Origin of the sequence: Vibrio mediterranei (assembly GCF_013364395.1) — a bacterium.
In the GTDB taxonomy this organism is placed as follows: domain Bacteria; phylum Pseudomonadota; class Gammaproteobacteria; order Enterobacterales; family Vibrionaceae; genus Vibrio; species Vibrio mediterranei.
Genome location: NZ_JABXGK010000008.1, coordinates 1010343 through 1036812, shown reverse-complemented (window position 1 = coordinate 1036812; position 26470 = coordinate 1010343). Strand labels below are relative to the sequence as shown.

Annotated in this window: 24 protein-coding genes; 15 read left to right on the top strand and 9 right to left on the bottom strand. The window is 42.9% G+C overall.

From position 1 onward, the window contains the following. The first annotated feature begins 34 nt into the window (after window positions 1-34). Genes HOP38_RS21705 through cutA form a run of 3 tightly spaced genes read left to right on the top strand, consistent with a single transcriptional unit; the run spans window position 35 to window position 2344 of the window. Complete coding sequence (locus HOP38_RS21705; RefSeq protein ID WP_124942145.1) at window positions 35-1756, top strand: SgrR family transcriptional regulator; 1722 nt, start codon at window positions 35-37, stop codon at window positions 1754-1756. A gap of 4 nt (window positions 1757-1760) precedes the next feature. After that, the gene (locus HOP38_RS21700; RefSeq protein WP_006071709.1) at window positions 1761-2012 is read left to right on the top strand and encodes a hypothetical protein; all 252 of its coding nucleotides are present in this window, start codon (window positions 1761-1763) and stop codon (window positions 2010-2012) included. 11 nt (window positions 2013-2023) lie between these two features. Next, on the top strand, window positions 2024-2344 hold the full coding sequence (gene cutA, locus HOP38_RS21695) for a divalent-cation tolerance protein CutA (protein ID WP_006071711.1): 321 nt from the start codon (window positions 2024-2026) through the stop codon (window positions 2342-2344). Here cutA and HOP38_RS21690 read toward each other — a convergent pair. Next, window positions 2334-2942, bottom strand: a complete 609-nt coding sequence (locus HOP38_RS21690) for a DUF2238 domain-containing protein (protein ID WP_038222427.1) — start codon at window positions 2940-2942, stop codon at window positions 2334-2336. The two genes, cutA and HOP38_RS21690, sit on opposite strands and share 11 nt — an antisense overlap. A gap of 199 nt (window positions 2943-3141) precedes the next feature. Between HOP38_RS21690 and HOP38_RS21685 the strand changes: the two genes are divergently transcribed. Further along, window positions 3142-3981 (top strand): isopenicillin N synthase family dioxygenase, encoded by an 840-nt coding sequence (locus tag HOP38_RS21685; RefSeq protein ID WP_006071715.1) that lies wholly within the window; start codon window positions 3142-3144, stop codon window positions 3979-3981. Between the two features lie 102 nt (window positions 3982-4083). Continuing rightward, complete coding sequence (locus HOP38_RS21680; protein WP_124942142.1) at window positions 4084-4695, top strand: DNA-J related domain-containing protein; 612 nt, start codon at window positions 4084-4086, stop codon at window positions 4693-4695. A 36-nt stretch (window positions 4696-4731) separates the two neighbouring features. Here HOP38_RS21680 and HOP38_RS21675 read toward each other — a convergent pair whose 3' ends face one another. The 4 genes from HOP38_RS21675 to tesA form a co-directional block, all read right to left on the bottom strand. Beyond that, window positions 4732-6387, bottom strand: a complete 1656-nt coding sequence (locus HOP38_RS21675; RefSeq protein WP_006071719.1) for an ABC-ATPase domain-containing protein — start codon at window positions 6385-6387, stop codon at window positions 4732-4734. Between the two features lie 87 nt (window positions 6388-6474). Continuing rightward, window positions 6475-8364 carry a putative bifunctional diguanylate cyclase/phosphodiesterase gene (locus HOP38_RS21670; RefSeq protein ID WP_006071721.1) on the bottom strand — a complete coding sequence of 630 codons (1890 nt, stop codon included), beginning with the start codon at window positions 8362-8364 and terminating at the stop codon, window positions 6475-6477. A 184-nt stretch (window positions 8365-8548) separates the two neighbouring features. Beyond that, window positions 8549-9745, bottom strand: a complete 1197-nt coding sequence (gene fabV / locus HOP38_RS21665; protein ID WP_198558959.1) for an enoyl-ACP reductase FabV — start codon at window positions 9743-9745, stop codon at window positions 8549-8551. A gap of 137 nt (window positions 9746-9882) precedes the next feature. After that, complete coding sequence (gene tesA, locus HOP38_RS21660) at window positions 9883-10491, bottom strand: multifunctional acyl-CoA thioesterase I/protease I/lysophospholipase L1 (protein WP_006071723.1); 609 nt, start codon at window positions 10489-10491, stop codon at window positions 9883-9885. Here tesA and HOP38_RS21655 point away from each other — a divergent pair. From HOP38_RS21655 to HOP38_RS21625, 7 genes are all read left to right on the top strand, one after another. Next, on the top strand, window positions 10490-11164 hold the full coding sequence (locus tag HOP38_RS21655; protein WP_006071725.1) for an ABC transporter ATP-binding protein: 675 nt from the start codon (window positions 10490-10492) through the stop codon (window positions 11162-11164). The two genes, tesA and HOP38_RS21655, sit on opposite strands and share 2 nt — an antisense overlap. A 3-nt stretch (window positions 11165-11167) precedes the next feature. Then, window positions 11168-13600: an ABC transporter permease gene (locus HOP38_RS21650; RefSeq protein WP_198558958.1), complete on the top strand. Its 2433-nt coding sequence runs from the start codon at window positions 11168-11170 to the stop codon at window positions 13598-13600. A 253-nt stretch (window positions 13601-13853) separates the two neighbouring features. After that, a complete protein-coding gene (locus tag HOP38_RS21645; RefSeq protein ID WP_198558957.1) occupies window positions 13854-15269 on the top strand; it encodes an FAD-dependent oxidoreductase in 1416 nt (471 codons plus the stop codon). 101 nt (window positions 15270-15370) lie between these two features. After that, on the top strand, window positions 15371-16384 hold the full coding sequence (gene galE / locus HOP38_RS21640) for a UDP-glucose 4-epimerase GalE (RefSeq protein WP_198558956.1): 1014 nt from the start codon (window positions 15371-15373) through the stop codon (window positions 16382-16384). Window positions 16385-16876: 492 nt separating this feature from the next. Then, window positions 16877-17782: a 30S ribosomal protein S6--L-glutamate ligase gene (gene rimK / locus HOP38_RS21635; RefSeq protein ID WP_038226968.1), complete on the top strand. Its 906-nt coding sequence runs from the start codon at window positions 16877-16879 to the stop codon at window positions 17780-17782. Continuing rightward, window positions 17783-18802: a succinylglutamate desuccinylase/aspartoacylase family protein gene (locus HOP38_RS21630; protein WP_038226967.1), complete on the top strand. Its 1020-nt coding sequence runs from the start codon at window positions 17783-17785 to the stop codon at window positions 18800-18802. A gap of 4 nt (window positions 18803-18806) precedes the next feature. Next, on the top strand, window positions 18807-19244 hold the full coding sequence (locus tag HOP38_RS21625) for an ATP-dependent zinc protease family protein (protein WP_031495458.1): 438 nt from the start codon (window positions 18807-18809) through the stop codon (window positions 19242-19244). 120 nt (window positions 19245-19364) lie between these two features. On the opposite strand, the gene HOP38_RS21620 is transcribed toward HOP38_RS21625, so the two are convergent. Next, window positions 19365-19733, bottom strand: a complete 369-nt coding sequence (locus tag HOP38_RS21620) for a MaoP family protein (protein WP_031495460.1) — start codon at window positions 19731-19733, stop codon at window positions 19365-19367. Between the two features lie 258 nt (window positions 19734-19991). On the opposite strand from HOP38_RS21620, the gene HOP38_RS21615 reads away from it, so the two are divergent. Continuing rightward, on the top strand, window positions 19992-20879 hold the full coding sequence (locus HOP38_RS21615) for a LysR family transcriptional regulator (protein ID WP_124942137.1): 888 nt from the start codon (window positions 19992-19994) through the stop codon (window positions 20877-20879). 80 nt (window positions 20880-20959) lie between these two features. Here HOP38_RS21615 and HOP38_RS21610 read toward each other — a convergent pair whose 3' ends face one another. Further along, the gene (locus HOP38_RS21610; protein WP_198558955.1) at window positions 20960-22342 is read right to left on the bottom strand and encodes an MATE family efflux transporter; all 1383 of its coding nucleotides are present in this window, start codon (window positions 22340-22342) and stop codon (window positions 20960-20962) included. 72 nt (window positions 22343-22414) lie between these two features. Here HOP38_RS21610 and HOP38_RS21605 point away from each other — a divergent pair, with 72 nt between their 5' ends. Continuing rightward, complete coding sequence (locus HOP38_RS21605) at window positions 22415-23317, top strand: helix-turn-helix transcriptional regulator (RefSeq protein WP_198558954.1); 903 nt, start codon at window positions 22415-22417, stop codon at window positions 23315-23317. A 23-nt stretch (window positions 23318-23340) separates the two neighbouring features. Here the strand turns inward: HOP38_RS21605 and trxC are convergent, their stop codons facing one another. Next, a complete protein-coding gene (gene trxC / locus HOP38_RS21600; RefSeq protein ID WP_198558953.1) occupies window positions 23341-23775 on the bottom strand; it encodes a thioredoxin TrxC in 435 nt (144 codons plus the stop codon). 180 nt (window positions 23776-23955) lie between these two features. On the opposite strand from trxC, the gene HOP38_RS21595 reads away from it, so the two are divergent. Further along, window positions 23956-25044, top strand: coding sequence for a ketoacyl-ACP synthase III (locus HOP38_RS21595; protein WP_198558952.1), 1089 nt, complete (start codon window positions 23956-23958; stop codon window positions 25042-25044). 87 nt (window positions 25045-25131) lie between these two features. Here the strand turns inward: HOP38_RS21595 and HOP38_RS21590 are convergent, their stop codons facing one another. Further along, window positions 25132-26334 carry a potassium/proton antiporter gene (locus HOP38_RS21590; RefSeq protein WP_006073575.1) on the bottom strand — a complete coding sequence of 401 codons (1203 nt, stop codon included), beginning with the start codon at window positions 26332-26334 and terminating at the stop codon, window positions 25132-25134. Between the last annotated feature and the right edge of the window lie 136 nt (window positions 26335-26470).

Genomic DNA, 26470 nt, shown 5'->3' with positions numbered 1-26470 from the left:
TTATTTCCAAGTCAACGAATGGTATTTCCTCTTTATGAGCAGTCCCCGCCTAAGAAAGCAATTTGAGATTTTATTTGAGCACTTTTCAGGTCAAGATGCTGAAACACAACTCGAAGATGTGACCGGTATTTTGTTCTGTACGAGGCGAAATGCCCGTATTGTGCTTAATAAACTCGAGGAAGAGGGGTGGATTGAGTGGCACCCAGCGGCAGGCCGCGGGAAGCTCTCTCAGCTTATTTTCAAACAGAATAGAAATGACGTAAGCGAAACGTTGGCAAGGCGTTATCTGGAAGAGGGGCGTATTGGTCACGCATTAAATGTGCTCGACAAAGACGCAAGTCGACTATCTAATGTCATTCAAAGCTACCTAGGAGTAACTCAGTCAGACGGTAAACAGGTTATTCGACTTCCATACTACCGAGCGTTGTCGATGCTTAATCCAACTAAGCCAATGCGCCGTTCTGAAATTCATATAGCACGCCAAGTATTCAGTGGGTTAACTAAATTTGACGAGAATGATGTCCTACAACCGGATATTGCTCACCATTGGCAACAGATCTCTGAAACGCAATGGCGTTTCTACATACGACCTGGTATTCGCTTCCATAACGGTGAACTGCTCAAAATTGACCACATAATTCAAAGTATTGAAACGTTAAAAGGCGCTAACCTTTATAAGCATTTGGACAAAGTGATCTCGCCATCAGCATGGGTCATTGATGTCTACTTTACACAACCCGATTTTCAAGCTCCGATGCTTTTTGCCGAGAATATGGCCAAGGTATTGCCACCTGAAAATATGCGAGGTGATGACTTCGATCGATATCCTATTGGTACTGGCCCTTATTGTGTGACGACCAATAATGATAAGAGACTAATTTTATCCGCGTTCGATGGCTACTTTGGTTATCGTCCCTTGTTGGATACGGTGGAAGTATGGGTTATAGACGAAACGCATTCTACATTGGTTTTCCCTACATTGGCGGATCCGATTGCCGGAGCCCGCTCTGAAGTTCAAGACGACATCGAACTCGACCCTGGCTGCACCTATTTGTTGTTAAATCGCGTCTCTGGCATTGCTAAGGACGATCAGTGGGCTCGTTATCTGAGCAAAAAAATTAATTCGTTAGCGATTTTCCGTAAGCTACCGGAAAAGACCATTGAAGAACTTGGAATGATTCCCGCGCATGGGCTTAAGCCAGGCTGGTATCATCATCCGACTTCTGAGGTACAAGAGCTGCAGAAGGCCGAGTATGAACATATCGCAGATAAAGAAATTAGAATTGCCTATTACGCAGAGCATCCAACGTTCCCAGAGATTGCAAAGGGCATTGAAGAATTACTAAAACAAGATGGAATTCGAACTAAGCTGGTGCGCTATGGTTTGGATTCTCCGGAATTCGATGATATCGACATATGGATTCGCCCTATGGGTATTGCTAGCAAACGCGAGGAAGCATTAGCAGGCTGGTTACTCGGCCACAGTGATATCGAACATATGTCTAAGCCTGAAGACTTTTACCAATGGTCTAAGATCGTCGAAGATTGGCGTGGAAAAGCGAATGAAAAGTTCCCAGCTCAAGAATTGGGTAAAAAGCTGATTCAAAGTTATCAAATCATTCCTATGTTTCATTGTTGGCTGGGTATCAGCAAAGACCATTGTGGTAGTTTGCAAAATGCCAAATGCAATGCGCTAGGTTGGTTTGACTTCAGTAAAGTGTGGGTCAAACCAGACGACCTTGAGATAAACAGTTAGTACAATGGCAAAACCTAATAAAAAAGGTCCAGTGAAGACCGTCGACATTTTCTGTTCCAAATGCGGCGCTAAGCTATTTCGATATCGTAAAGGTGGAAAGGGCGCGCTGGTCAAGTGTTTTAAGGAACGGATAGCCGAAGATTTCACAGAGGAGCTCGGTGTTTGTCCTCAGTGCGCGAGTGTTTTCGGCAGAGATACATTAATTCGTGGTACGCCAGCGATCAAAATGGTTGGTGGAAAAGTTCGTATGAAATAGGGAAATAGTTGATGAAATCCAATGCCATAACGGTACTTACTACCGTATCAAATGAAAGACAAGCTGATGACTTAATTAAGGTATTATTGGAGAGTCGTCTCGCAGCATGCATTCAGACGCAAAACATCGGTAGCCACTATGTATGGGAAGGGAAAGTCTGTCATGATAAAGAAGTGTTGTTGATCATCAAATCGACTAATGAGGCCTACTCACGTCTAGAACGAACTATTATTGCCAACCACGAGTATGAAGTCCCACAGATTGTTGCCTTACCCATTGAGGCAGGATTTAGACCTTACCTCAATTGGTTAAAACAAAATGTTAAGCCTTAGCTGGCGTCTTTAGAGCAAAAAGTGTCAATGCCGTGATAGCACCTAGCGTGTCACATAGCATGTCCTTTTGCGCATCCCAAATGTCGCCTTGTGAGCCCAAAAAGGCGATCCCCTCATCTCCGCCAGCAATGGCAGCGTACCACCATTCTATGATTTCATAAGCTGCCGCTAGACTCATTATGGCGAATAACGCAAACATGATCGCTGGAATTTTGCTCATTACTTTATTGCGATAGACATATTCCGCAATAGGAAAGGCGTAAAGGCCAATGGAAAAGTGGGCAACTCTATCAAAGTTGTTTCGTTCAGAGCCAATTAACTGATTGAACCAATCAAAAGGGACTTCGGCGAACGTGTACTTCGCCCCTATAGTGTGAAGGGCAAGCCAGATGAACATCAAAACGTAAGCGGGTTTGGAAAACTGGAATTTAGCAGATACTAGCCAAATGAGTAACAAGATGGCCACTGCAGGAACAATCTCTGCCACCCATACTGCTCGCGAGCTTGGCGCAATCGCTGAAAAGACAAAAACGAGACAATATAAACCGGTAAGAAAGGTGAGAATAGGGCAGTAACGCCTCGAGGTTCTGTAATTCATAATATTCGCTATCTAATATCTTTTTTTGTAAGCGTAGTATAACTTTAATAAAACACCGTTCAATTAAGTTGTAACCGTTTTTGGTGACGAATAGCACAAAACACGCAAGCGTTTACACAGCTATACAATAGATTCTTTGAAAAAACGCCAACTTTTTTCTAACATCTGCGTCAAATCATAACGACAAGAAAGCAAAGTCATGAAATTAGAAACGGTTGATTATTTAGCACCAGATGCAGCGGAGCAGTTTGTACGTTCATTAAGAGAAACGGGATTTGGGGTTCTTAAAAACCATCCAATTCCTCAAGAACTTGTAGAATCGATTTATCTGAACTGGCACGCGTTCTTTAGCACAGAAAGGAAGAATGAGTTTCACTTTAATGTAGAGACCCAAGACGGTTATTTCCCACCTAGTGTGTCTGAAGTTGCTAAAGGGCACTCAGTTAAGGACATTAAAGAGTACTTTCATGTCTATCCTTGGGGACAGATCCCAGAAGAGCTCAAAGAGCAAATTTTGGATTACTATCGAAGAGCGAATGAATTCGCTGCTGAGCTTCTTGGCTGGGTAGAAGAGTATGCTCCGAAAGAAGTAAGTGACAAGTTTTCGATTGAACTGTCTGAGATGATCAAGAACAGCGAAAAGACATTACTACGTGTACTGCATTATCCACCAATGACTGGTAACGAAGAGCCGGGCGCGATTCGTGCTGCTGCCCATGAAGATATTAACCTACTGACGGTTTTGCCTGCGGCGAATGAACCGGGCCTTCAAGTCATGACAAAGGATGATGAGTGGCTGGATGTTCCATGTGACTTTGGAAACTTAATCATCAACATCGGTGATATGCTGCAAGAAGCAAGTGGCGGATACTTCCCTTCGACAACTCACCGTGTTATCAATCCAACTGGTGAGAAGCAAGAGAAGTCTCGTATTTCATTACCACTATTCTTGCACCCAAATCCCGAGGTTGTACTGTCAGATAAATACACAGCTGATAGCTATCTAATGGAACGATTGAGAGAGTTAGGTGTTATCTAACGGATAGAATCAAGGTCAGCTTTATGCTGGCCTTTTTTTGTGTACTCAAGGGATGGAAGTGCTAATCTCTAAATGAAAGCACAGTGTAATAGGAGAGGATGATTGACAGGGTCTACAGATTGCGAAGTCAAATCTCATCGACAAGCAGATAACCCATTGCTTTGGTCGGTATTACATTTAATTGAGAACAATGTGGATGGTTTGAAAATTCATACCTTAGCTTCTCAACTCGCCGACGCAAGCTTGATACCTTCATTGGATGAATCTCCAGAAAAAGATCTTTTTAAACGAAACTTCTTACTAATGAATGCCCTTTATCAGCTACAAGAGTTACTGATACCCGAGAAGTGGTTGCAAGTCGAAGCTATGAACATTCAACTTTTGTCTTACCGTTCCACGGAGCACGCCATAGATAAAAATAACCCATTGAGAGAATATTATCTTGATTGGTCACACTATGAGGCTGATACAGGAGAGGTCAAACGTTTGTTAGAGGACTTTTGGCAACGGTATAAACATTTTGTTGGTGTTTCATCTGTTACAATGTCACGAAGTGTTGCGCTTAAGTGTTTTGAATTAAATGAGTGGGCAACACAAAGAGAGATAAGACAAGCTTGGCGTAAACTCGCCCTTAAGTGGCATCCGGATCGTGAAGGTGGGGATGCTGAGAAGTTTAGACGTTACTGCGAAGCGTGGTCACTATTGAAGGAGTAGTGAGTCTGATGACTCACTACATTTGGCATAACCCAATTAACGCGGCTGACGCATTTTCGCGCCTCTGAGGCGGTTTAAGGTCGCTAGCGTATCAACCAATCTTGGCTTTGCAAGATCACCTGAATTTGGCATAGTCGCACTCCAATCACCTTGAAGCAGTTCGGATAGCGCTTTTGGTGGATGTGTTGACCAACCAGGCTGTTGTGCTAGTTGGAACAATAGCCAACCTATAGCGTTGAGCTCAGAATTTGATTCAAGCTGCTCCAGTGCTTGGACATCAATAAACTCTTTTCCAAATCGTAAACTGTTTGCGCCTTTGCCAGATACTCGGAATTTTCCATCGATCAATAGCTGCTGTAGGTGTGCGCAATCAACATGACGAGGTGGAATCAGTTCCAGAGGTTTCTCACATTCATTCTGCCTCTCAGTTGGATGAAGCGCGATGACTTGTTGTGCTTTCTCTGTGACATCAATTGCCTGATAGTCATGCATTTGAATCACAGTATCCGCAACATCTAGGTAGTCGCCAGAACCACCCATAACAATGATAGTTGAAATGTCTAGCTCATCTCTTAACTGCCCAACACGGTCAACAAATGGTGTAATAGGCTCATCACCTTTAGATACTAGTGCTTGCATACGCTCATCACGAATCATGAAGTTCGTCGCTGAGGTATCTTCATCAATCATGATAGCGCTGGCACCTGCTTCAATGGATTCTTGTAGCCATGCTGCTTGAGACGTAGAACCTGAAGCATCTTGGGTACTGAAATCAGAGGTTTGTTTACCAAACGGCAGATGATTAATGTAATTACTCAAGTTTAAATTGTGAATTGAGCGTCCGTCTTCCGCTTTAATTTTGCATGAATCTGCATCGGTGACGATCCCTTCGCGACCATCACCAGGGATATGATCGTAAATGGAGCGTTCAAGTGCGTTAAGCAAAGTCGATTTACCATGGAAGCCGCCACCAACAATTAATGTGACACCTTTGGTGATACCCATGCCTTTGATGTAACCTTGATTGGGACGATGTAACGTTACTTCGAGTGATTCTGGTGACGTGAATGGAATGGCGTCTTTCATTGGTAAATCACAGTTACCTGCGATTCGAGGTAATACGCTTCCATTGGCAACGAAGGCAATTAAGTTATTCGCAGCAAGCTGCTCTCGTAGTGCTACCTGATCTTCTACTGCTTCGCAGTGCTTCTTAAGTTCTTGAATGTTTAATTCGCGCTCTAATGTCGCTTTACGAATATATTTTGGTAGATGGAACGTCAGCATATTAATGGCTTTCTTCGCTAAGATGCTGCGACCTTCCGCTGGCAAATTAACGCGAAAACGAAGCTCAATCCCTTCGTCGGTAAAAATAACGGCTGTTGAGTCCATCACCGTTTGACCAGTTAATGAAATGGAGACATTGTTCTCTTGCTTTGCAAAAGCAGCAAATTGGCGAGCAATATAGTCTCGCGCGGCAATTTGATAAGCTGGTGACTGATCTTTTAACCATTCAAGACCGCTTGGTGCCCATTGTCTGAATGCTCGTACGCGAGATGCCGCTGCGTAAGGGTCAGATTGAACATGATCTATATGAAAATCAAAGTCAGAGAAATCGTAACTACCTTTGATTTGCTGGTAAGCACGATAATTTTGCTTCTCGATTTTTTTTAGTTTGGCGATTAATAGATCCATGTCGAATGTCTCGAATTTCTTAAGGTTGGTGCGGGATTATAGGAGCCTCTCAGCTGCGGGTAAAGCACTATGCTGTAAAATAAAAGCTTATCGGATTATGAATTGCTTGGGCGGCGGGTACTGTTTTTCGAGATGGGCCTCAAATATATCTCTAGGCATTGGTTTAGCGTAGTAATATCCTTGTGCGACGTCGCAACTCTCGGTTGCTACGAATCGGTGTTGCTCTGATGTTTCTACACCTTCGACGACGACTTGCTTGTTTAGCTTTTTAGCTATATTGATTATTGAACGAAGTATCGCTTTATCCTGAGCATTGTGAAGTATGTTAGAGAGGAATTCTTTGTCTATTTTTATGCAATCGAATGGAAGTTTTCGAAGATAGCTAAACGAAGCATACCCAGTACCAAAATCATCAAGAGCAAATCGAACGCCATGTCCCTTAAGGCGAACTATATTTTGATAAGCCACTTCGAAGTTAGAAACAAGACAACTTTCAGTGAGTTCTAGTTCTAAATTGGTTGATGGTAACTCATTGTTTTCTAAAATCTCGAGAACTCTGTCAGCAAAACGGGCTGAACAGATCTGTTTTGCAGATACGTTCACAGACAGAGTGAAATCAGGTGCGATTTCAATCCATTCAGAGGCTTTATCAATCGCGCTCCTTAGCACGAAATAACCTACTTCAACAATAAGCCCATTTTGTTCGGCCATATGAATTAGAGCTTCATTGGAGATGTCACCCAAAACAGGATGCTTCCAACGCAGCAGTACCTCCGCACCTATCCATTTATCATTCTTTAAGTCGATCTTTGGTTGAAAATAAAGAATGAGATCGTCATTTCTCACGGCCTGAAGTAAATAGTGTTCAAGCTGGTTAAACTCTTTCTGCTCATCTTGGTCTGCTTGGGTGAATGTACTTACAGTTGCCCCTGACTCTTTACATGATACTGCAGCGTGAAATGCGTTATTGATCAGGTCTGTAGAGTTATCGGTATGGTACGAGTTTGCCACGCCCATAAAGACATGTAGATGCACTTCTTGATCGCGATAAAACATGCCTTGCCGTGCTACTTCGGACAGTTGTCGACAAAGGTTGGGTAAAAAGTGCTCGTCGAAAGAGGGAACAATGGTTGTTAATGCAAGTTCAGTCGTTGAAATACGAGCGTAGTAATGGATGTGTGGCGTGTTTTTGCTAATCTTCTGTTCCAATAACGATAGCAACGTATCAAAGCCATCGCAGCCAATCCTGGCTTGAATTCGTTCTCCGTTAGTGATTTGGATAAAAATGACAGAAAGATACGCATTACCGTCAATGATAGCCCGACTGTTGAATGAGGCTTCTAGAGCATTTTCCAACCCCTGTCTGTTTAACATGTTAGTGGCCGAATCATGATTTTTCTGATACTGCATCTGCCTTTCTAGAAGGGAATTTTTCGATTTTAGGTTTTGAAGATTTTGTTCAAGCAAAGCAATCTGGTGGTCACGTTCTTTAAGTGACGTTTTAAAGCTTAATTCCATGTCCAAAATCGTTTGTGAGAGTTTTTTTTGTGCAGCAATGGATTGAATCTGATCGACTAGTAGGCGTAGCGTGTTTTTTGCATCCTTATCAAATTGATGAATGATAAACGCTAAACCTAACGGCTTGTCGCTGGCGTTGAAGATTTCGAGATAATCGACAGTATATTGGGACATATCCATGTTTAGTTTGTCTAAAAGCTTTTCAAAATACTTGGCGATTGATTCATGGTTACAAGGGAATCGAAAGGGGGCAGAGGATTCATCTCCCTTTTGAAATAGTGACGTTGCGCTCTTATGGTCAATGTATTGTAAAGCTATCGATTGGTTTTGCAGTGTACAATATCCCCATACAGGTTCATTCATACGGTCACTTTCGTGTAATGTAAGTACGCCTCTTATCTTTCGAATATCCGAATCAGAAAGAAAGCCTAAAGGTTCTAACGCTTGATAATTACGCATAGATAGTTCCACATCCTGTGGTTTGTAATGATCACTGATTATTGATTCAACCGAACTTTATTATTCTTTAAGTATAAGTAGTCTATTAGCGGCGAGCGATGCACGGAGGCTTTACAGGTAGGTAGATAGGGATAAGAATAACCACAGTCTCAAAAGTGAGACTGTGGTTAAAAGATGCAATAAACTATGGTTTTAATCGATAAAGACTATCTACATCAACTTCTTTAGAATAGTCGACCCCATCTAGGGCAAATCCATTCAGATTCAAGAATGTTCGCTGGAAACCTTCAAAATCACCAACGGCTTTGAAATTGTCTGCGTCCATTTGGTCGAGTAGCTTACCTACTTGATTTTGAATATCTGGATCCAGTTCCCAATCGTCCATTCGAATCAAACGCTCACCGTCCACTGGAATTTTGCTTTGGCCGTAGAGCTTGGTTGAAAACAAACGTTGCATCTGCTCAATACACTCCTCGTGCTTACCTTGTGCTTTCATGGTCTTGTACAAAGCAAGTAGGTAAGGGCTCAAACCCGGGATAAACACACTCGCTTTTGTGACCAGTGCTTTGCAAACTGCAGCGTAAGCGTTGCCATTGAAATTAGACAATTCCAAGTTTAAGGCATGGCTAGTTTGGTGTAAGTCTACTTTCGCTCGGCCAAGAGTTCCGTCTAAATAAATAGGGTGTGTTACTGCTGGGCCGATATACGAGAATGCAATAGTTTTGAATCCATCTGCTACAGAGTCAGAATTAACCAGAGTATCAATCCAGCTTTCCCAATCTTCGCCGCCCATGACTTTGAGAGTGCCTTCAATTTCTTCATCGTTGGCCGGCTCTAAAGTGGTGTCTTCCCATTGTTCAGTTTCTAGGTTGATAGTTGCACCGGAAACAGACTCTCCAATAGGTTTAATTGCAGAACGCCAGAAGGCACCTTCGCTATTCGGTCTTACTCCAGTAGCAAGGCTATAGATAACCAGATCCACTTCTCCTTCAAAGTAAGTCTCAATAGCCTCTATAACTTGTTCTCTTACGTCCGTTGAAAATGCGTCTCCAACTATGTTAATAGCGCGTCTACCGGCTTGCTCTGCACGTTTCTTGAAGTAAATGTTGTTGTACCATCCGGCAGACCCGACCCCTTTCTCAGAAGGCCCTCGCTCGAAGGAAACACCAATGGTATCTGCCTCAGCTCCACCAAATGTAAGAGCAATTCTCGCTGCTAATCCAAAACCAGAAGATGCACCAATAATGAGTACTCGTTTAGGTCCGTTCTTGATCGGATCGGCAGACTTTACGTAATCAATTTGGTTATCGACCGCCTTTTTACAGCCCTCTGGGTGGGCTGACCGTGCGACGACACCGCTGATAATCGGTTCAATTATCATTTATACAACCTATCTAAGACGATGATAAAGGAACAGAATAACGTAAAGTGTTGTAAATTATATTGAGCTAGGGCATCAAAAAGGTGAATCTGATGCCCTTAAAGTGAGGAAACTTTAAAAAAGTTTCAATGGGAGAGTCAAAGGTGGGGTTGCATACTTTCTGCTACGAACTGGGCGATGAAAGGTTGTGCTTCTGGTTTTGGGTGTAATCCGTCTTCCATCATCCATTCTGGTTTGATAATGACTTGCTCCAAGAAGAAGGGTAACAAAGGTACTCCAGACTCTTGGGCAAGGGCAGGATAGATACCCTCAAACATCGACGCATAACGTTTTCCATAGTTTGGTGGAATACGAATTTGCATTAGCAGAACTTTTGAACCAGCCTGTTGACTCATCTCAATCAACGACGCCAAGTTGTTCTTGATTATGCTAGGCTGGAATCCTCTTAAGCCGTCGTTAGCACCTAATTCTATTAGGACGTAATCTGGCGAGTGTTGTTTAAGAAGGCCAGGGAGCTTGGCGAGGCCATTGCTCGTAGTATCGCCAGAAACACTGCCGTTGATGACCTTCATCGGTTCATCACCTGATGATAACTCGTCAGATAACATCGTTGGCCAGCTCTGTTCTGCGCGCATGTTGTAACCTGCGCTTAAGCTGTCCCCGAGAATGAGTAACGTTGCCGCTTTTGCATGAAAAGAGGCCAAGGAAATAACAATTAAAACGAAATAGGAAAGTTGCCGAATCATGAGTTCTTCCATAATCAAAGCTGAATCAGTGACCAAAGTAGTGTCTACGAAAACGGAGCATTTAACAATCCTAGAGAATGTAAATCTGTCTATTCAAGAGGGTGAAAGCATCGCAATCGTGGGAACATCGGGTGCAGGTAAGTCAACCCTGATGACTTTGTTGGCTGGACTAGATGTACCTTCAAATGGGACGATTCAGCTGCTCGAACAAAACATATCCAGTCTTGATGATGAGGCTCGAGCCAAGATACGCAGTGACCATTTGGGTTTCGTTTTCCAAAGCTTTTTGTTGATTCCGAGTCTATCTGCTTTGGGTAATGTGACATTACCTTGCCTGTTGAAGGGAGAAGATGAGGATACTGAGAAAGCTAAAGCACTTTTAGAGTCGGTTGGTCTTGGTCATCGTATCGATCACTTGCCATCGCAATTGTCAGGGGGAGAACAACAACGTGTTGCTATTGCTAGAGCATTCATGACCAGTCCCAAAATCCTTTTCGCCGATGAGCCAACTGGAAACTTAGACCAAAATACAGCGCATAAGATCGTTGAGTTACTTTTTAATCTTAACAAAGAACATGGCACGACATTAGTGTTAGTTACCCATGATTTAACGCTAGCAAAACGTTGTGATCGCGTGTTCCACATGAATGCTGGAAAGTTGGAAGAGGAATAAGCGATGGCACAAGGAGGACTTAACAAAAGGCTAGTTAGTTGGAGCATTGATGAAATTAAGCAAGGGCAACTTTGGCCGATTGCTATCTCACTCACTCTAATCATTGCCTGTATCTTTGGCTTAGCAGCACTTGCAGAGCGGATGGAGCAAGTCATTGTCAAGCAGGGCAAAGATGCACTTACCGCTGATACGGTGTACATCACTGCGAACCCAATAACGCCAACCAATCAACAATATATTGAGTCCTCTGGACTCAACGTTTCTTTTTATACTCGCTTTGCCACGATGTCTTTTAGTGATAATGGCATGCAGCTTATTACCGTTAAGGCAGTTGACGATAGATTTCCTTTGAGAGGAACGTTAACGCTTGCAACCGATACGGGTACTCAGCATCGCGTGAAACCTGGAGAATTATGGCTGGACAGTCGGATCGCTGAGCAGCTTGGTGTTAGTCAGGGTGACGTTGTCACTGTTGGTGACGCAGATTTAACGGTGAGTGGCGTCATCTTGGAGGAGCCCGGTATTAGCTTTAATCCGTTCCAGCAGATGCCTACTGCATATATTCACCAAGATTCAGTAGATGCCACGGGTGCGGTACAATTGGGCAGTCGTGTTCAATTCAGGGCTTATTTAACGGGTGACGATGCCGCGATTGCAACATTAAAAGACCAAATAGAGCTAACACCAAGTGACCGATGGCGAGATCAAAGCTCGGGTAGTCGTACTAATGAAATATTCGATCGAACCACTCAGTACTTGTCTCTTACGGTCGCTATCATCATTATTATGGCGGCAACAACGTTAGTTCTGACTTGTCAAAATTACGTCCAGAGCAGAAGACAAACTGTCGCTATGTTAAAAAGCTTAGGAGCAAGCAAAGCATGGTTGGTTCGCTGGCTTAGTATTCAAACTTTGTTGCTGGTGGTGTTAGCGATCTTTGCAGGTTTGGTATTGGGTACGCTTCTCGAAACGTTACTTCGATTGCCACTTACTGACCTGCTACCCGATCCACTTCCAAGTTATGGCATGACGCCAGCATTCATCGCTGTCGTTTCTAGCTTGTGTATCGGTGTACCAGCTCTGGGTATACCACTGTATAAACTTATCTCAGTCTCTTCTGTAGAGGTGTTACAAAGTGCAGATGAGAAGCGTGGCGGATTCATCTACCTATTGATTCTAGTTCCCCTTATTCCTTTGCTTATTGCGTATCGTGACAACAACTTAGTGTGGATAGTTCTCGCGGGCATCGTTGGGTTGTTTCTAGTTTTAGGGGCGATTAGCGTTGTTTTCACCTTACTTCTTTCAAAAGTGTCGCTGCCTGTCTCTATGAAACTGGCGGTCAGTCGCATCAACCGTAGCAAGCGGCATACTGGACTTCAATATGGTGCGTTAGGACTGTCATTAATGTTGTTGACGACAATCTGGTTAGTCCGAAGTGACTTATTAAGTGATTGGCAGCGAACACTGCCAGTAGACGCTCCTAATGCGTTTGCGCTTAATATAGGCGAACATGAGAAGCAAACATACCTAGATGCACTCGACGGCAACAATATCCAGCGTTCAGAGGCGTTTCCTATATCTAGAGGCAGATTAACTGAGATTAATGGGGAAGACGCTCAATCTCGACAAAAGCAAGGGCTAGAACAAGAAGATGCCCTAAGTAGGGAGCTTAACTTTACTTATGCTGCAACTCTTCCGACTTATAATGAGGTACTTGAGGGAGAATGGACTGAAACTAACGGTGTTTCAGTAGAGAAAGAGGTCGCTGAAAACCTGAATCTCAAACTTGGGGATGAACTTGGATTCACGATCAATGGGCAAAAGGTAACGGCAAAAATCAACTCCATTCGCTTTGTTGAGTGGCGTGATATGAAACCAAACTTCTACTTCATATTTACCCCTGATGTGCTGGCTGATATCCCAAGCGCGTGGTTAGTGAGCTTTCGACTCGAAGACAAAGATAATGCTTTAATTGGAGAATTATCACGAAATCACCCAACGGTGAGTTTAATGGATATTCGTTTGATGGGGGAGAAGATTCAAGGGTTACTTAGCCAAATAGTCTGGTCAATTACCGTATTAGCTGCATTGGGCGTTTTATCTGGAGTGTTACTCATCTTTACTTTACTCCGTTTGAGCTTATCTCAAAGACAGGCAGAGATTCGTCTGTACCGTACACTTGGCGCCAGTCGAAAACGAATTGTTCGGACGATATGGGCCGAGTACGGGATTATGGCGATAACAGCTGGCCTTGTCGCTACACTTGGCGCAGAAGTCGTAGTTGGCTCGATCATGAAATTCGGCTTTGAGTTGCCGTGGAGTTGGCATTTATCCACGTGGGTAATGGTACCAGTAATCGCATTCGTTACATTAGCACTGGTGTTATTTTCATTGATACGACAAATGCTTACTACAAGTCAGAAGCAGTTTGCTTAATACTTAGCCACCGATTTTGATGAGTTATCCACAAAATCGGTGGATAAAGTCTTGGATAACTCGATAGTAAAATTACTGGCATAAAACTGTAACCATTGATTTATCGGTAATGGAAAGGAATTTCAATCAAAATCTACATTGGTTTGAGTTATGCACTGAATTACTGTCAAGAAAAACATCACAAAAATAGTGATTTTTTTTAATAAATTAAAAGGCTAAAATTGACCTCCTTTATAACGCCGATAACTAAGCGATGAACAGAGATTTAGCGGTGGCAACCAGCGGTAAAAGAGTTGCAATCATTGGTGGAGGTGTGGCTGGTTCTACAGTGGCACTTTATCTAGCAAAACAAGGGCTAAGCGTTTCGCTGTTTGAAAAAAACGACAATCTAGTTAGCGGCCCACCAATCTGTCATCTACATGCTGGCGGCAATCTGTATCGTGAGCTTTCCCAGCAGCAATGTCTCGATTTGCTAGTACAGTCGATAGACTTCGTGAAGTTCTTTCCCGCTACCGTCAATAAGCGTCCCACCGTTATAGCCGTCCCGAAGAATGATGATGGCACACCGGAGTCCTTGTTACCTCGTTTAGAACTGCTCCGAGAAAGCTATCTACAATTAGTTAAAGCGAATCCAGCTAACCAAGTGTTGGGTAGTCCCGAAGACTATTTTCATGAGTTTAGCTTTGCACAATTGAAAGCATTGGCATCACTTAAAGCTCCAACAAATCCTTCCACGATCGATGAGTGGTTAATACCTTTCGCAAAGCATGCTGATTTGAGCAAGCTTAAGTATCCGGTTTACGTAGTGCAGGAATACGGCCTAAGCCTATTTCGCGTGGCGGCATCAGTTGAGCTCTCTTCTAATAACTTAACAAACCTGGACATTCAAACGGGTCGGTGCATTCAGTGTGTTTCTCAATTGGGTGATGGGTATAGACTACAATTTGAAAATGGCCATGAAGCTCATTTTGATTTTGTCATCAATGCCTGCGGCTTTAGAACAGGTATAATTGATGATCAACTGAAATTATCACGAAAACGTCTTGTCGAGTTTAAAGCCGCCTATGTCACTCAATGGCAAAGTCATAAGAACGAAAAATGGCCAGAAATTATCTTTCATGGCAAGCGTGGTACGCCACAAGGCATGGCTCAGTTGACACCTTATCCCGGCGGTTACTTTCAGCTTCACGGTATGACTAAGAACATTACTTTATTTAATGAAGGGCTTGTTCAGTCGACCTCAGAGAGTGCGCAGCCTCAATTACCGAAAAACCTAATTAACAAAGTCGACAAAGGCTGGTCTTTGGAAGTTCAAACACAGCGAGCTTGCAACGCGATACAACACCTTAGTCAATATATTCCTTGCTTTGAGACAGCTCAGCCAGCTGGAACACCTTTGTACGGTGCGCAGCAAATTCCGGGCAACGACCCAAGCCTTCGAGCTGCAGATGTAAGCTTCGAAGGAGAACGTTACGCTCGACTAGAAATTGTGAAAGCTTCTTCTGCGCTACTTGCCGGTAAGAAGATCGCTGAAAAATGGTTTGGTATCCCAGCCGCTACAGGCAATGACGTGGACTCAATAATTGAGGACGTTGACGCTATTGAAGATCGGGCGAAACAAATCGCGATGAGTAGAGGGTACCCTGAAGAGTTGGCAATCGCCTATTAATCAATCAACTAAAGAAAAAATTGAGTAATTCTCACCATTGATAGTCGTAATTCAGTTTTGATTGCATATAATCCTTTGTAGATTAGACATGGAGTTGGCACATGAATGTTTTGGTTACTGGCGGCGCTGGTTACATAGGTAGCCACACCTGTATACAGTTAATAAATGCAGGTATGACGCCTGTCATTTTCGATAACTTATACAATGCAAAAGCAGCTGTGTTAGACAGAATAGAAAAAGTGTCTGGTACACGACCTGCATTTATCCAAGGTGACGTACGCGATAAATCATCGCTATTGGAAGTTCTGAAAGCGCACAATATCAATTCAGTTATTCATTTTGCTGGATTAAAAGCGGTTGGTGAATCTGTTGAAAAGCCACTTGAGTATTACGACAACAACGTTAACGGAACGTTAGTTTTAGTAGACGCGATGAGAGAAGCCGGAGTTAAACACTTAGTGTTCAGTTCATCTGCAACGGTTTATGGTGATCCAGCTTCTGTTCCTATTACAGAGAGTTTCCCAACAAGTGCTACTAACCCTTACGGCCGAAGTAAGTTAATGGTTGAAGAATGTTTAACAGACTTTCAGCAAGCCAACCCAGACTGGACGATAACTTTACTACGTTATTTCAACCCAGTAGGGGCACATCCAACCGGAGAAATGGGTGAAGATCCTCAAGGGATCCCTAACAATTTAATGCCATTCGTCTCGCAGGTTGCTGTTGGACGTCGTGAATTTCTTTCGGTATTCGGCAATGACTACCCGACGCCAGATGGTACCGGTGTTCGTGACTACATTCATGTTATGGATTTAGCCGATGGCCATATTGCGGCTCTCAAGACGCTGAATAATCAAAAAGGCTTGCACGTCTATAACCTTGGGACGGGTAATGGTTCGAGTGTTTTAGATATGGTTAAGGCGTTTGAGTTAGCTTCAGGAAAACAAGTTCCTTACAAGATTGTAGAGCGTCGCCCGGGTGATATTGCGGAGTGCTGGGCAGACCCAAGTAAGGCTAATAAAGATTTAGGTTGGGTGGCTACACGATCATTGCAAGATATGACAACTGACGGTTGGAAATGGCAATCGCAAAACCCAGAAGGGTATCCGGAATAATGTTTTATTAACATTGAATTACCATTGATAACAACTGAGCGCATAATGCGCTCTTTTTTGATCTAGATCTCCTTAAGCAGTGAATAAAAAGTATGAAATTGTTGTAATTTTGATAAAATGGTATCAGCACTTAATTTTATGTATGAAATAACTTTTTAATCTAAGGGGAACTCAATGGAGTTAGCACTCATCATTACTTTCGTAGTAGCAGCAGTAGTAATGGTTAAGAAAGAAATGGCTAATAAGTAATATTCATTCTAACACTTTGATTACATACCTTTTATCTGAATGAATTTATTAACAAAAACCGGCGAAAGCCGGTTTTTTTATGCCCAAAATTTGCGTAACTAACGATAAAAATAAATTGTCGTAACGGTCAAAAACAATCGTTGTATTTTTATCGACTAAACTCTTAAGGTGCACGCTCTTTCCGGTCGTCCGATACCGGGGTTTCACACTCATAAAACTAAACATCTATAAGAGGATACTGCCATGCGCATTGCGATTCTATCTCGCAACGAAAACTTGTACTCAACTCGCCGCCTAAAAGAAGCAGGGGAAGCGAGGGGACATCAAGTGGATATCATTGATACCCTGCATTGCTATATGGATATTACTAGTAGTAACTCTAAAGTCCGTTATATGGGTGAGGAGTTACCTCAATACGATGCAGTCATTCCACGAATTGGGTCATCTATTACGTTCTATGGAACAGCAGTAGTACGTCAGTTTGAGATGATGGGTACATTTTGTGTAAACGAGTCGGTTGCGATAAGCCGTTCACGTGACAAGCTGCGCTCATTGCAACTGCTATCACGCAAAGGTATCGGTCTGCCAAGAACTGGTTTCGCTAGTAAGCCAGATGATATTCCAGATCTTATCAAGAATGTTGGTGGCGCACCGCTTGTCATTAAGCTGTTAGAGGGTACTCAAGGTATCGGTGTGGTGCTTGCAGAAACTCACAAAGCTGCTGAGAGTGTTATCGAAGCGTTCATGGGTCTTAAAGCTAACATCTTGGTACAAGAGTTCATTGAAGAAGCTAATGGCGCTGATATTCGTTGTTTTGTCGTCGGTGGCAAAGTGATTGCGGCGATGAAACGTCAAGCGGCAGAAGGTGAGTTTCGTTCAAATCTACATCGCGGTGGTAGTGCTCAGCTTATTAAGCTTTCTAAAGAAGAACGCGCGACTGCTGTAGCTGCGGCTAAAGCGATGGGACTGAACCTGTGTGGTGTTGATATTCTGCAATCGAAAAATGGCCCAGTAGTGATGGAAGTTAACTCATCACCAGGCCTAGAGGGAATTGAAAACGCGACAGGTAAAGATGTGGCGGGCTTAATTTACGAGTTTATCGAGAAAAATGCCAAGCCTAACAACAACAAAACAAAAGGACGTGGTTAAATGGCAAAAGAGCTTGTCATTGCGGGCGTAGAAATACGCCCGGGAGAGCGTAAAGAAATAGATATACCAGTAGCTAAGCTGTATACCGATGCAGAAGTATCAATACCAGTACAGGTCATTCGTTCTAAAAAAGAAGGCCCAGTGGTGTTTGTCAGTGCAGCGGTACATGGTGACGAGTTGAATGGTATTGAAATCATCAGTCGTCTTATCGCAGAGAACCTAAAACTCCAAAATGGTACGTTAATTTATGTACCTATGGTGAATGTCTACGGCGTATTAAACCAAAGCCGTTACATGCCAGATCGCAGAGACCTCAATCGCTGTTTTCCTGGCTCGAAGAAAGGTTCTCTTGCTGGTCGACTAGCTCATACTTTCTTAGAAAGCATTGTCGCACATTGTGATTATGGTATTGACTTACACACAGGCGCGATTCATCGATCTAATTTGCCACAAATTCGTGCCAACCTTGAAGATGAAGAAACTAAGCGTCTCGCGGAAGCATTTGCAGTACCAGTATTGTTGAATGCAAACATCCGTGATGGCTCTCTACGCGAAGCTGCTGTAAATCATGGTGCTCGAGTGTTGCTTTATGAAGCTGGTGAAGCGTTACGTTTTGACGAACTATCGATTCAGACTGGCGTTAAAGGCGTTTTGAGAGTGCTCAAAGCACTTGGCATGATTCGTAAGCGTGTTTCTAAAGCGAAAACTGAGCCGTTTATCGCTAACCGCAGTGATTGGACTCGTGCAGACGCGAGTGGATTTGTTAAAGAGTACGTACAACTTGGCTCTATGGTTGAGAAAGGCGAAACATTGGCAGATATCAATGGCCCGCTAGGAAATAATATCAGCCAAGTAAAATCAAACCGTACGGGTATCATCATTGGTAAGCAGAACATTCCTTTAGTACAGGAAGGTGAGGCTATGTATCACATTGCGTATTTTGGAGATAGCGCAGAAGAGGTATTTGAACATATCGAAATCATGCAAGAGTCGATTGTTCCTGTAGAACCGAGCATGTAACACTATGCCAAACACATATAATGACAGAATGATAATTGGTAACTTGGAAGTGTGCAGTCTTCCTGAGTTGGGAATCTTCGATCTCGAAGTTCGTATTGATACTGGAGCTAAAACCTCATCTCTTCATGTGGACAACCTTGAACGCTTCAAACGTGACGGGCGCATGTACGTTCAATACGATCTTCATCCAGATATCTATCATTTGGAAGAAATCGTACACTGTGAGTCACTTATCCACGACTCAAGGCGCATCAAATCATCCAACGGTGACTCAGAGCAACGTTGTGTGATTCAAACGCTATTCCGATTGGGGGATAGAGAGTGGCCAATTGAAATTACATTAAGTAATCGTCAGGATATGTCGTATATGATGTTATTAGGACGTGAAGCGATGGCCGACAAAGTCTATGTAGACCCAAGCAGAGCGTTTCTGATTGACTAATTAAACCGCCTTCGGGCGGTTTTTTGTGATTCGGTTAGGAAGAATATACGAGCTTTTTCTGGGCAAAAAAAAGTAGAGCACTTGGCTCTACTTTGCGTTTAGGAGGAAAGATCACAATACTTATGCTGGCTCTAGAACGTCATCGTTATCCATATCATAATCATAGTCTTTCGAAGCTTCGTGATACTTCGATTTACTATTTAAAGTGTGGAACGCTCGTCTTCCGCGTGCTAAGCGAACGTATTTAAGCCAAGTATGTTCCAGTTTAGATTTCGCCTTACTCGGGTTAACGATCACTTTAGTGAAGTGTTTCTCTTCAGCGTTCTCTGGTGAAATATCACCGCGCTCAAGCGCAAGCATAGTTTCACCATAAGTTACTAAGATGTCCTCTTCCAAAAGTGTAAAATCTCCCGATTTAGCGAATCCGCGTGGAAACTTTACTGCATCATAAAAACGTTTCTTGCCGTGGCGAAATTGAGTTTCAGTCATAGAGACCTCAAAGCAAATAGGTAGTAAAGCAAGGTAATTCAGGTGGCTCCGCAACAATCCAAAGAAAAGTCGACTAAACCGTTGAATCCCGTGTTGGTTCGATGCTGAAAATAGTGTGAAAACGGAAAGAAAGGAAACGAATTGTTTTTGTCGAAATCACAAAATTTCTTTATGCTTAATACAGCATAACTGTGTAAGAATACTGAGCTAACTTTTTCGTTAGCTCAACTACTTAGAATCTGTTTAAGAGTCATTTTTATGGACGTAAAAGTATTTCAAACTTTCCTCGAAGTCGCGAAGGAAAAGCACTTTGGCCGCGCATCAGAAAATCTCTATATAACTCAGGCCGCTGTGAGTGCTCGCATTAAACAACTAGAGGAATACTTTGATACTCGACTGTTTACAAGACACAGAAACAACATCCAACTAACGTCGGCTGGCCAAAGGCTAATAGGGTACGCAGAAGTAATGGTATCGACGCTCAAGCAAGCGACGTTTGACTTATCACTAGAGAGCAACAAAGCGTTGCAATTGACGATTGGTGGTACACCTAACATTTGGGATGCCTATCTGCAAAACTGTTTAAGTGTCGTCACTGACTCATTAACCGGCTATGGTTTTGTTGCTGAGTCTCTGGGTCGTGAGCAGCTAAATAGGAAACTACTTGAGCGCACATTAGATCTTGCGTTCTCTTTCGACCCATTTAAAGTCGAGGAATTTAAAAGCCATCAGATTGCTGAATTGACACTAGTACTGGTTTCAACAGAGCAACGTGTGCTTGATGATGCTTTTAAAGATAAATATGTATACGTGGATTGGGGTACACAATTTGCTTTTGAGCATGCGGACAGACACCCAAATATTCCAGCACCATATCTACGCACTTCAACAGGTCGAATTGCGTTGGACTTTATTCTTGAGAAGGGTGGTTGTGCGTATTTGCCATCTTCACTTGTTGAGCCTTTCTTAGACTCTGGACAGCTCTATCAAGTCGACGGGTCTGAGGTTTGGTCTCGTCCTTTATTTATCAGTTACCGCAAAAACAGCACGTCTATAGAGGCGATACTCCAAGTAGAGAAACTGATTAATACTATTGAACCAACGACAAGTTATTTGATGCAGCAGGCTGGGGAAAATACGGATTAAGTAACAACTTTACGTACTCTAGTAACATATAGCAAAAGGCTTCACCTAAACAAGTGAAGCCTTTTTGATTTTGCAGATTACTATGCATTAACCACGGTTAAATTATTCATCCAATAACGTTTTAAATAGCGATGGAAACACAAAGCAAACTTAACTACTTCTTCAAAAAGCATACAAGCATAGACAACCTGAAATTCAAGTCCGAATACAAACGCTGCGGTTGCGGTTAGCGGAAGTCCCACAGTCCACATTGCGATGAAGTCCATTCTTAAACAGAACTTATTATCTCCTCCGGCTCGTAGAATACCGTTGATAATAATAAGGTTCAGCATGCGTAGCCATATTGCACAACACAGAATAAACATAGCGGGTGCAGCAAGCGGATAAAGTTCATCGGTGGTTAAGTTCAGCCACTCAAGGATGACTTCACGACCAAGTAGTAGAATCGCTCCTGTCACGATGCCAAACAAGAATACCGCTTTAATAAAGAATTTAGACATACTGAATGCCTGTTCAAATTCGTCTCTGCCTAAGGATTGACCAAGTAGCACAGAGCAGGCTACCGAAATACCAAAAAACAGCGAATAACACAGCGACTCAAATGGTCCCATCATGCTGAAAACAGCGAGTTCGGTAGTACCCATATGACCAAATATCACTTGGTACATAAGTGTACCCATTGCCCATAAAATAGCGTTAAGCGTGGTCGGCACCGCGAGTTTTTTATAAGAACCCCAGAGTCGTTCGGTATTCTCAAGTTTCGCTTCTGTAAGAAGCCAATGGTTACGATAGTTGAGATATACCCAGATAAAAACCACTTGAAGTAATCTTGATATGGTTGTAGCTAATGCAGCGCCCGCTACGCCCATTGGAGGGACACCCATACCGCCTTTAATTAACCAGAAGTTGAGGGCAATGTTGATAAAGATTGTCATAGCCCCGAGAATTAAAGGTGTGACAGCGTCACCGGATGAGCGCATTGCTGATTCCGCTACAATCACTACGTGAGTCAATATAAGTACCGGAAACGCATACCATAAATAGGTAGCACCAAGCTCAATAACGGTAGCGTCGTTGGTTTGCAGCATCATAATAAAACTGGAGAAGAGCGTGATACCTAATGTCACGGGTACTAACAGCTTTGCACCGAACTCCATTGAAAGCTGGGTGATAGTTTTGGCGCTACGTTTGTCGTTACGTCCCCAATACTGAGCAACGAGTACACCGTTGGCTGAAGCCATTCCGGCCATGATCATAATAGCGACAAAGTGCCATTTAGAGGCAATGCCCACTGCAGCAGTTGCTTCCTTACCAAAATCACTAACCATCAGTACGTCCGCCAGTGCCAAAATTGCAACAAGTGCACTTTGAATTGCGACGGGGAAACCAAGCTTTACCACAGAAGAGAGAAGATGGTTTTGAGAAGCCTTGTTAGATGACTTAAGATAGGTTTTAGTTGTCATAGCTGCCCTCCTGAAAGTGTGATTTGAATCATATAAACGGTGGTAATATAAGAAAATTGGGACATCAAAACCATGTTCAAAAATAGACAAAACCTGTGCGAATCCGTCATTGATGAATTTAACATCAAGTCTGAGTGGATAGATGAAGTCTTTTTATCGGAGGCATGTGAAGAACGCTTTCTTTCGTCTAATGATATCCCCGAGTTCATTCCTGAAGATATCTTCATGGCTGGAATGGCAAACTTGATTGAAGGCTACCATGTGGAGCGTAAGGGCATTGATGTACACACAGTCTTATTTACAATCGAAGGTGGTGGCGTGTTGATGACGGAGGATTTTGTTGCTCCTATCGAGCCGTACTCGATAGTCGTATTACCTGCACACACACCATATCGATTTGAGATCAACCCTCAATATAAACATTGGCGCATGATCTGGTTTCTACCTAAAGACCGACCACGTTGGCAAGCGTTATCTGATTTAGGACAGAAAGTACTGCCATTTCATGGTTGTGAACGGATTTGGGCCTTAATGACACTCCTGTATTTGGAAATTGGTGGCAGAGCAAGTTATCGAAAACTGCTAGTAGGGGAAGTGTGCCGTATTATTACTGGATTTGAGTCGCAACCTACTGACTCGACCGTTCGAGTACAAGCTTTGTTCAGTCAAATTGAAGGTCAGCTTCATCTACCATGGACTGTTAAGACGATGGCGAATAGAACATTTTTAAGCGAAGAGCAGCTCGCACGAATATGTAAGCGGCTTTACAACGTGTCACCACGAGCAAGACTCATTAATCTACGTATGGAAAAAGCGTGTGATTTGCTAAGAAATAACGATTGGTCAATTGCCATGATTGCGGAGCGATTAGGATATCGTGATCCGTTCAATTTTACCCATAGGTTCACAAAACATATGGGTAGTTCGCCAAGTGCATATCGTAAACAAGTGATGCAATTGAATGAAGAAAGATAGAGCGCTCCTGCGCTCTATGGTGGTTATTTTGCAATAGCTTGCTCTAACCATTGGTCGAATTGACCTTTTGGCAGGGCACCATTGATCACATCTACGCGCTGACCATTTTTAAACACCATAATGGTCGGAATACTTCTGATTTGAAATTGAGCTGCCAGTTGTTGCTGTTGCTCTGTATCAATTTTCACGAATCGTACTTGTCCTTTGCGTTCTTCGGCGGTTTGTTGGAAGACGGGCGCAAAACCAACACAAGGATTGCACCACGTGGCCCAAAAATCGACAACAACAGGTTGGTTACTGTTCAAAAGTGCAGAGAAGTTGTCTACCGTCCCTTCAACTGGTTGGCCATCAAGAAGCGGTTCTTTACAACGACCACAATTAGGTGACTCGGTGATTCTTTCTGCGGGTAAACGATTAAGTCCATTGCATGATGGGCAACGGGTATTGATAGTCGACATGGTCTCTCCCAACCGTGAATTGAATTTATGAAATTAGGCTTCTGTGAGCCTTAGATTATGAGTATACTCGAAGCTCTTAGAGTCGGGATAGACAAGTTATTATTGAAACTTATCACAGTGAGCTGATTGATATTATTTGTCTATCTCGATTGACGAAAACTATAAAAAAATAGGTACAGAATGACAACATTTTACGCCGAAATTACTGGTTGGGGTAAGTGCCTTCCACCAGCGATCTTATCTAACCACGATCTTAGCACTGTAATGGAAACATCCGATGAGTGGATTAGAACCCGTACTGGTATAGAAAATCGTCGCATCAGCCATGTGAACACCTCTGAAATGGCAACCGTTGCTGCTAAACATGCAATGGCATGTGCTGGAATCACGGCAGATGATGTTGATTTGATTATCGTTGCTACGTGTTCTCCAGATTCTTTGATTCCCAATACAGCATCACGAGTTCAGCAAAACTTAGGTGTTCCAGCAGCCGCTGCGTTTGATCTAAATGCGGCTTGTACAGGTTTCGTTTATGGGCTCGAAACGGCCACAAAACTGATTCAATCAGGCAATTATCGTAACGCCATCGTTATTGGTGCTGAGCGACTTTCGTTCTTTATTGACTGGAGTGAGCGTGATACCGCCGTACTATTTGGTGACGGGGCAGGTGCTGCAGTGCTCTCTCGTACTGAAAGTAAAGTCGGTCTTCAAGATGCGCAAATTGGTTGTGATGCAAAAGGTCGCGATATTCTCGCTGTGCCAAAATTTGGCACTTCAATGGAGAGATTCGCAGCAGATAACGGTTACTTTGAGTTCAATTTCATTGGCAAAGAGATCTTCAAACGAGCGGTAAAAGGAATGGGGGCGGCAGCGAATACCGTTTTGACTCGTTCTAACCTTACTAAAGAAGATATTGATGTTGTGATTCCGCATCAGGCTAATATCCGTATCATTCAAACCTTGTGTGATTTGTCTGGAATCGACCAAGATAAAGCATTCGTCAATATTCAAAAATATGGCAACACTTCCGCTGCGACTGTGCCAATCGCACTTTGTGAAGCAATGGAGCAAGGAAGAATTAAGCCAGGAGATAACTTGTTGCTAGCCGCATTTGGTGCGGGTCTGACGTGGGGCGCTAGCTACATCAAATGGGGCGAAAGAGTCGAGCCAATTGGCAGTAGCGATGCTGCATTGCCACCATGTGACAAGTCTGCGCTAGAGTTGATGAAAACGGCGATTGAGCATTGTCACAATAAACCCGCTAAATAAGGTTTGTGTGAACTAAAAGAGCCAGAGTTTCTCTGGCTCTTTTGTTTTATTCACTCTTAAACAATCGAGTGTATATAGAATAAGTGTTTAGTCCTCTGGTGTATTAACTTCTTTAAGGTTGAGTTTGTTTGCCAATACTTCAATCGCTCCACCTTGCACGAACACAGAAATGACAACAATAAAGAACACCATATGAACCATAGTAACCGCGTTTTCAACTCCTGCAGCTGCAGGAATTAGTGCAAATACAATAGGTGTTGCTCCTTTCAATCCGATAGAAGATATGAATAAACGCTTTTGCCAACTGGCTTTTCTGAAAGGTAGGTAACATAACTGTACTGCTATCGGTCTTGCTACAAGAATCAACAAGAAAGCAGGCAGCAAGGATTGCCAGAACACCTTGAAGAGTTCTTGAGGGAAGATCTGTAACCCTAAAGCAACAAACAGTATGGCTTGAGCTAACCACGAAAGACTATTAAAAAAGTGGCGACTGACTTCCATACCACGTTTTACGCCGTTGCCAATGACCACTCCAACGACATAGGAAGCGAGTAGAATATTGCCACCGAGCAAATCACTTCCATACATTGCTAGTACTGCGGAAGCTAAAATGAAAACCGGGATTAGCCCATATTCTTCAAGTTTGATGCTGTTTAACAGGTGAGTACATAGCTTACCGATAGAAATGGCTATAGCTAGCGCGACAAAGATCTGCAGTAATAACTCGATTCCGATACTTGTAACTGAAGGAACCGTATCGGGAGTAAGGGCAAGACTGGTCAGCAATACGACTAGTATCAAAGCGACAGGGTCATTAGTTGCTGATTCGAATTCTAAGATAGTGTCGGTGTCTTCTTTGAGTTTTAGTTTCTTGGATTCAAGGATAGAGAAGACCGCAGCTGCATCTGTTGAGGAAACTATTGCCCCAAATAGTAAACAATGCACCGGCGGGAGGCCAAAGAGAACATAGATAATACCAGCGAAGACAACAGTGGAAAATACAACTCCAAGAGAGGAAAGTACGCCACCTTCTTTGTAAGCAACTTTGATGCTTTGTGTCGAAGTACTCAAACCTCCGACAAAGACAATAATATTTAATGCAATCGCCCCGATTGCAGAAGTAAGTGTAAAGTTGTCATAGACGAAACCAAATTCACCGTTACCTATGACCAGACCTACCGCCATAAAGATCAAAAGAGAAGGTAAGCCAAGAGTACGAGAAGGGTGATGTAACAGAATGCCTACGCAAATTAACGCCGCAAAACCTACGAGTCCAAACTCAAAGTTCATGTATGTCCTATTATCGTTGTTGTTCCAAATGACATAAATCAGAAACCAAAATGGAAAATGATTCGTAAACTCTATGTTTCTATTTGTTTAGATTATAGTATCTTATTAACGATAGAGCTTTAACTTACAAGCAAAA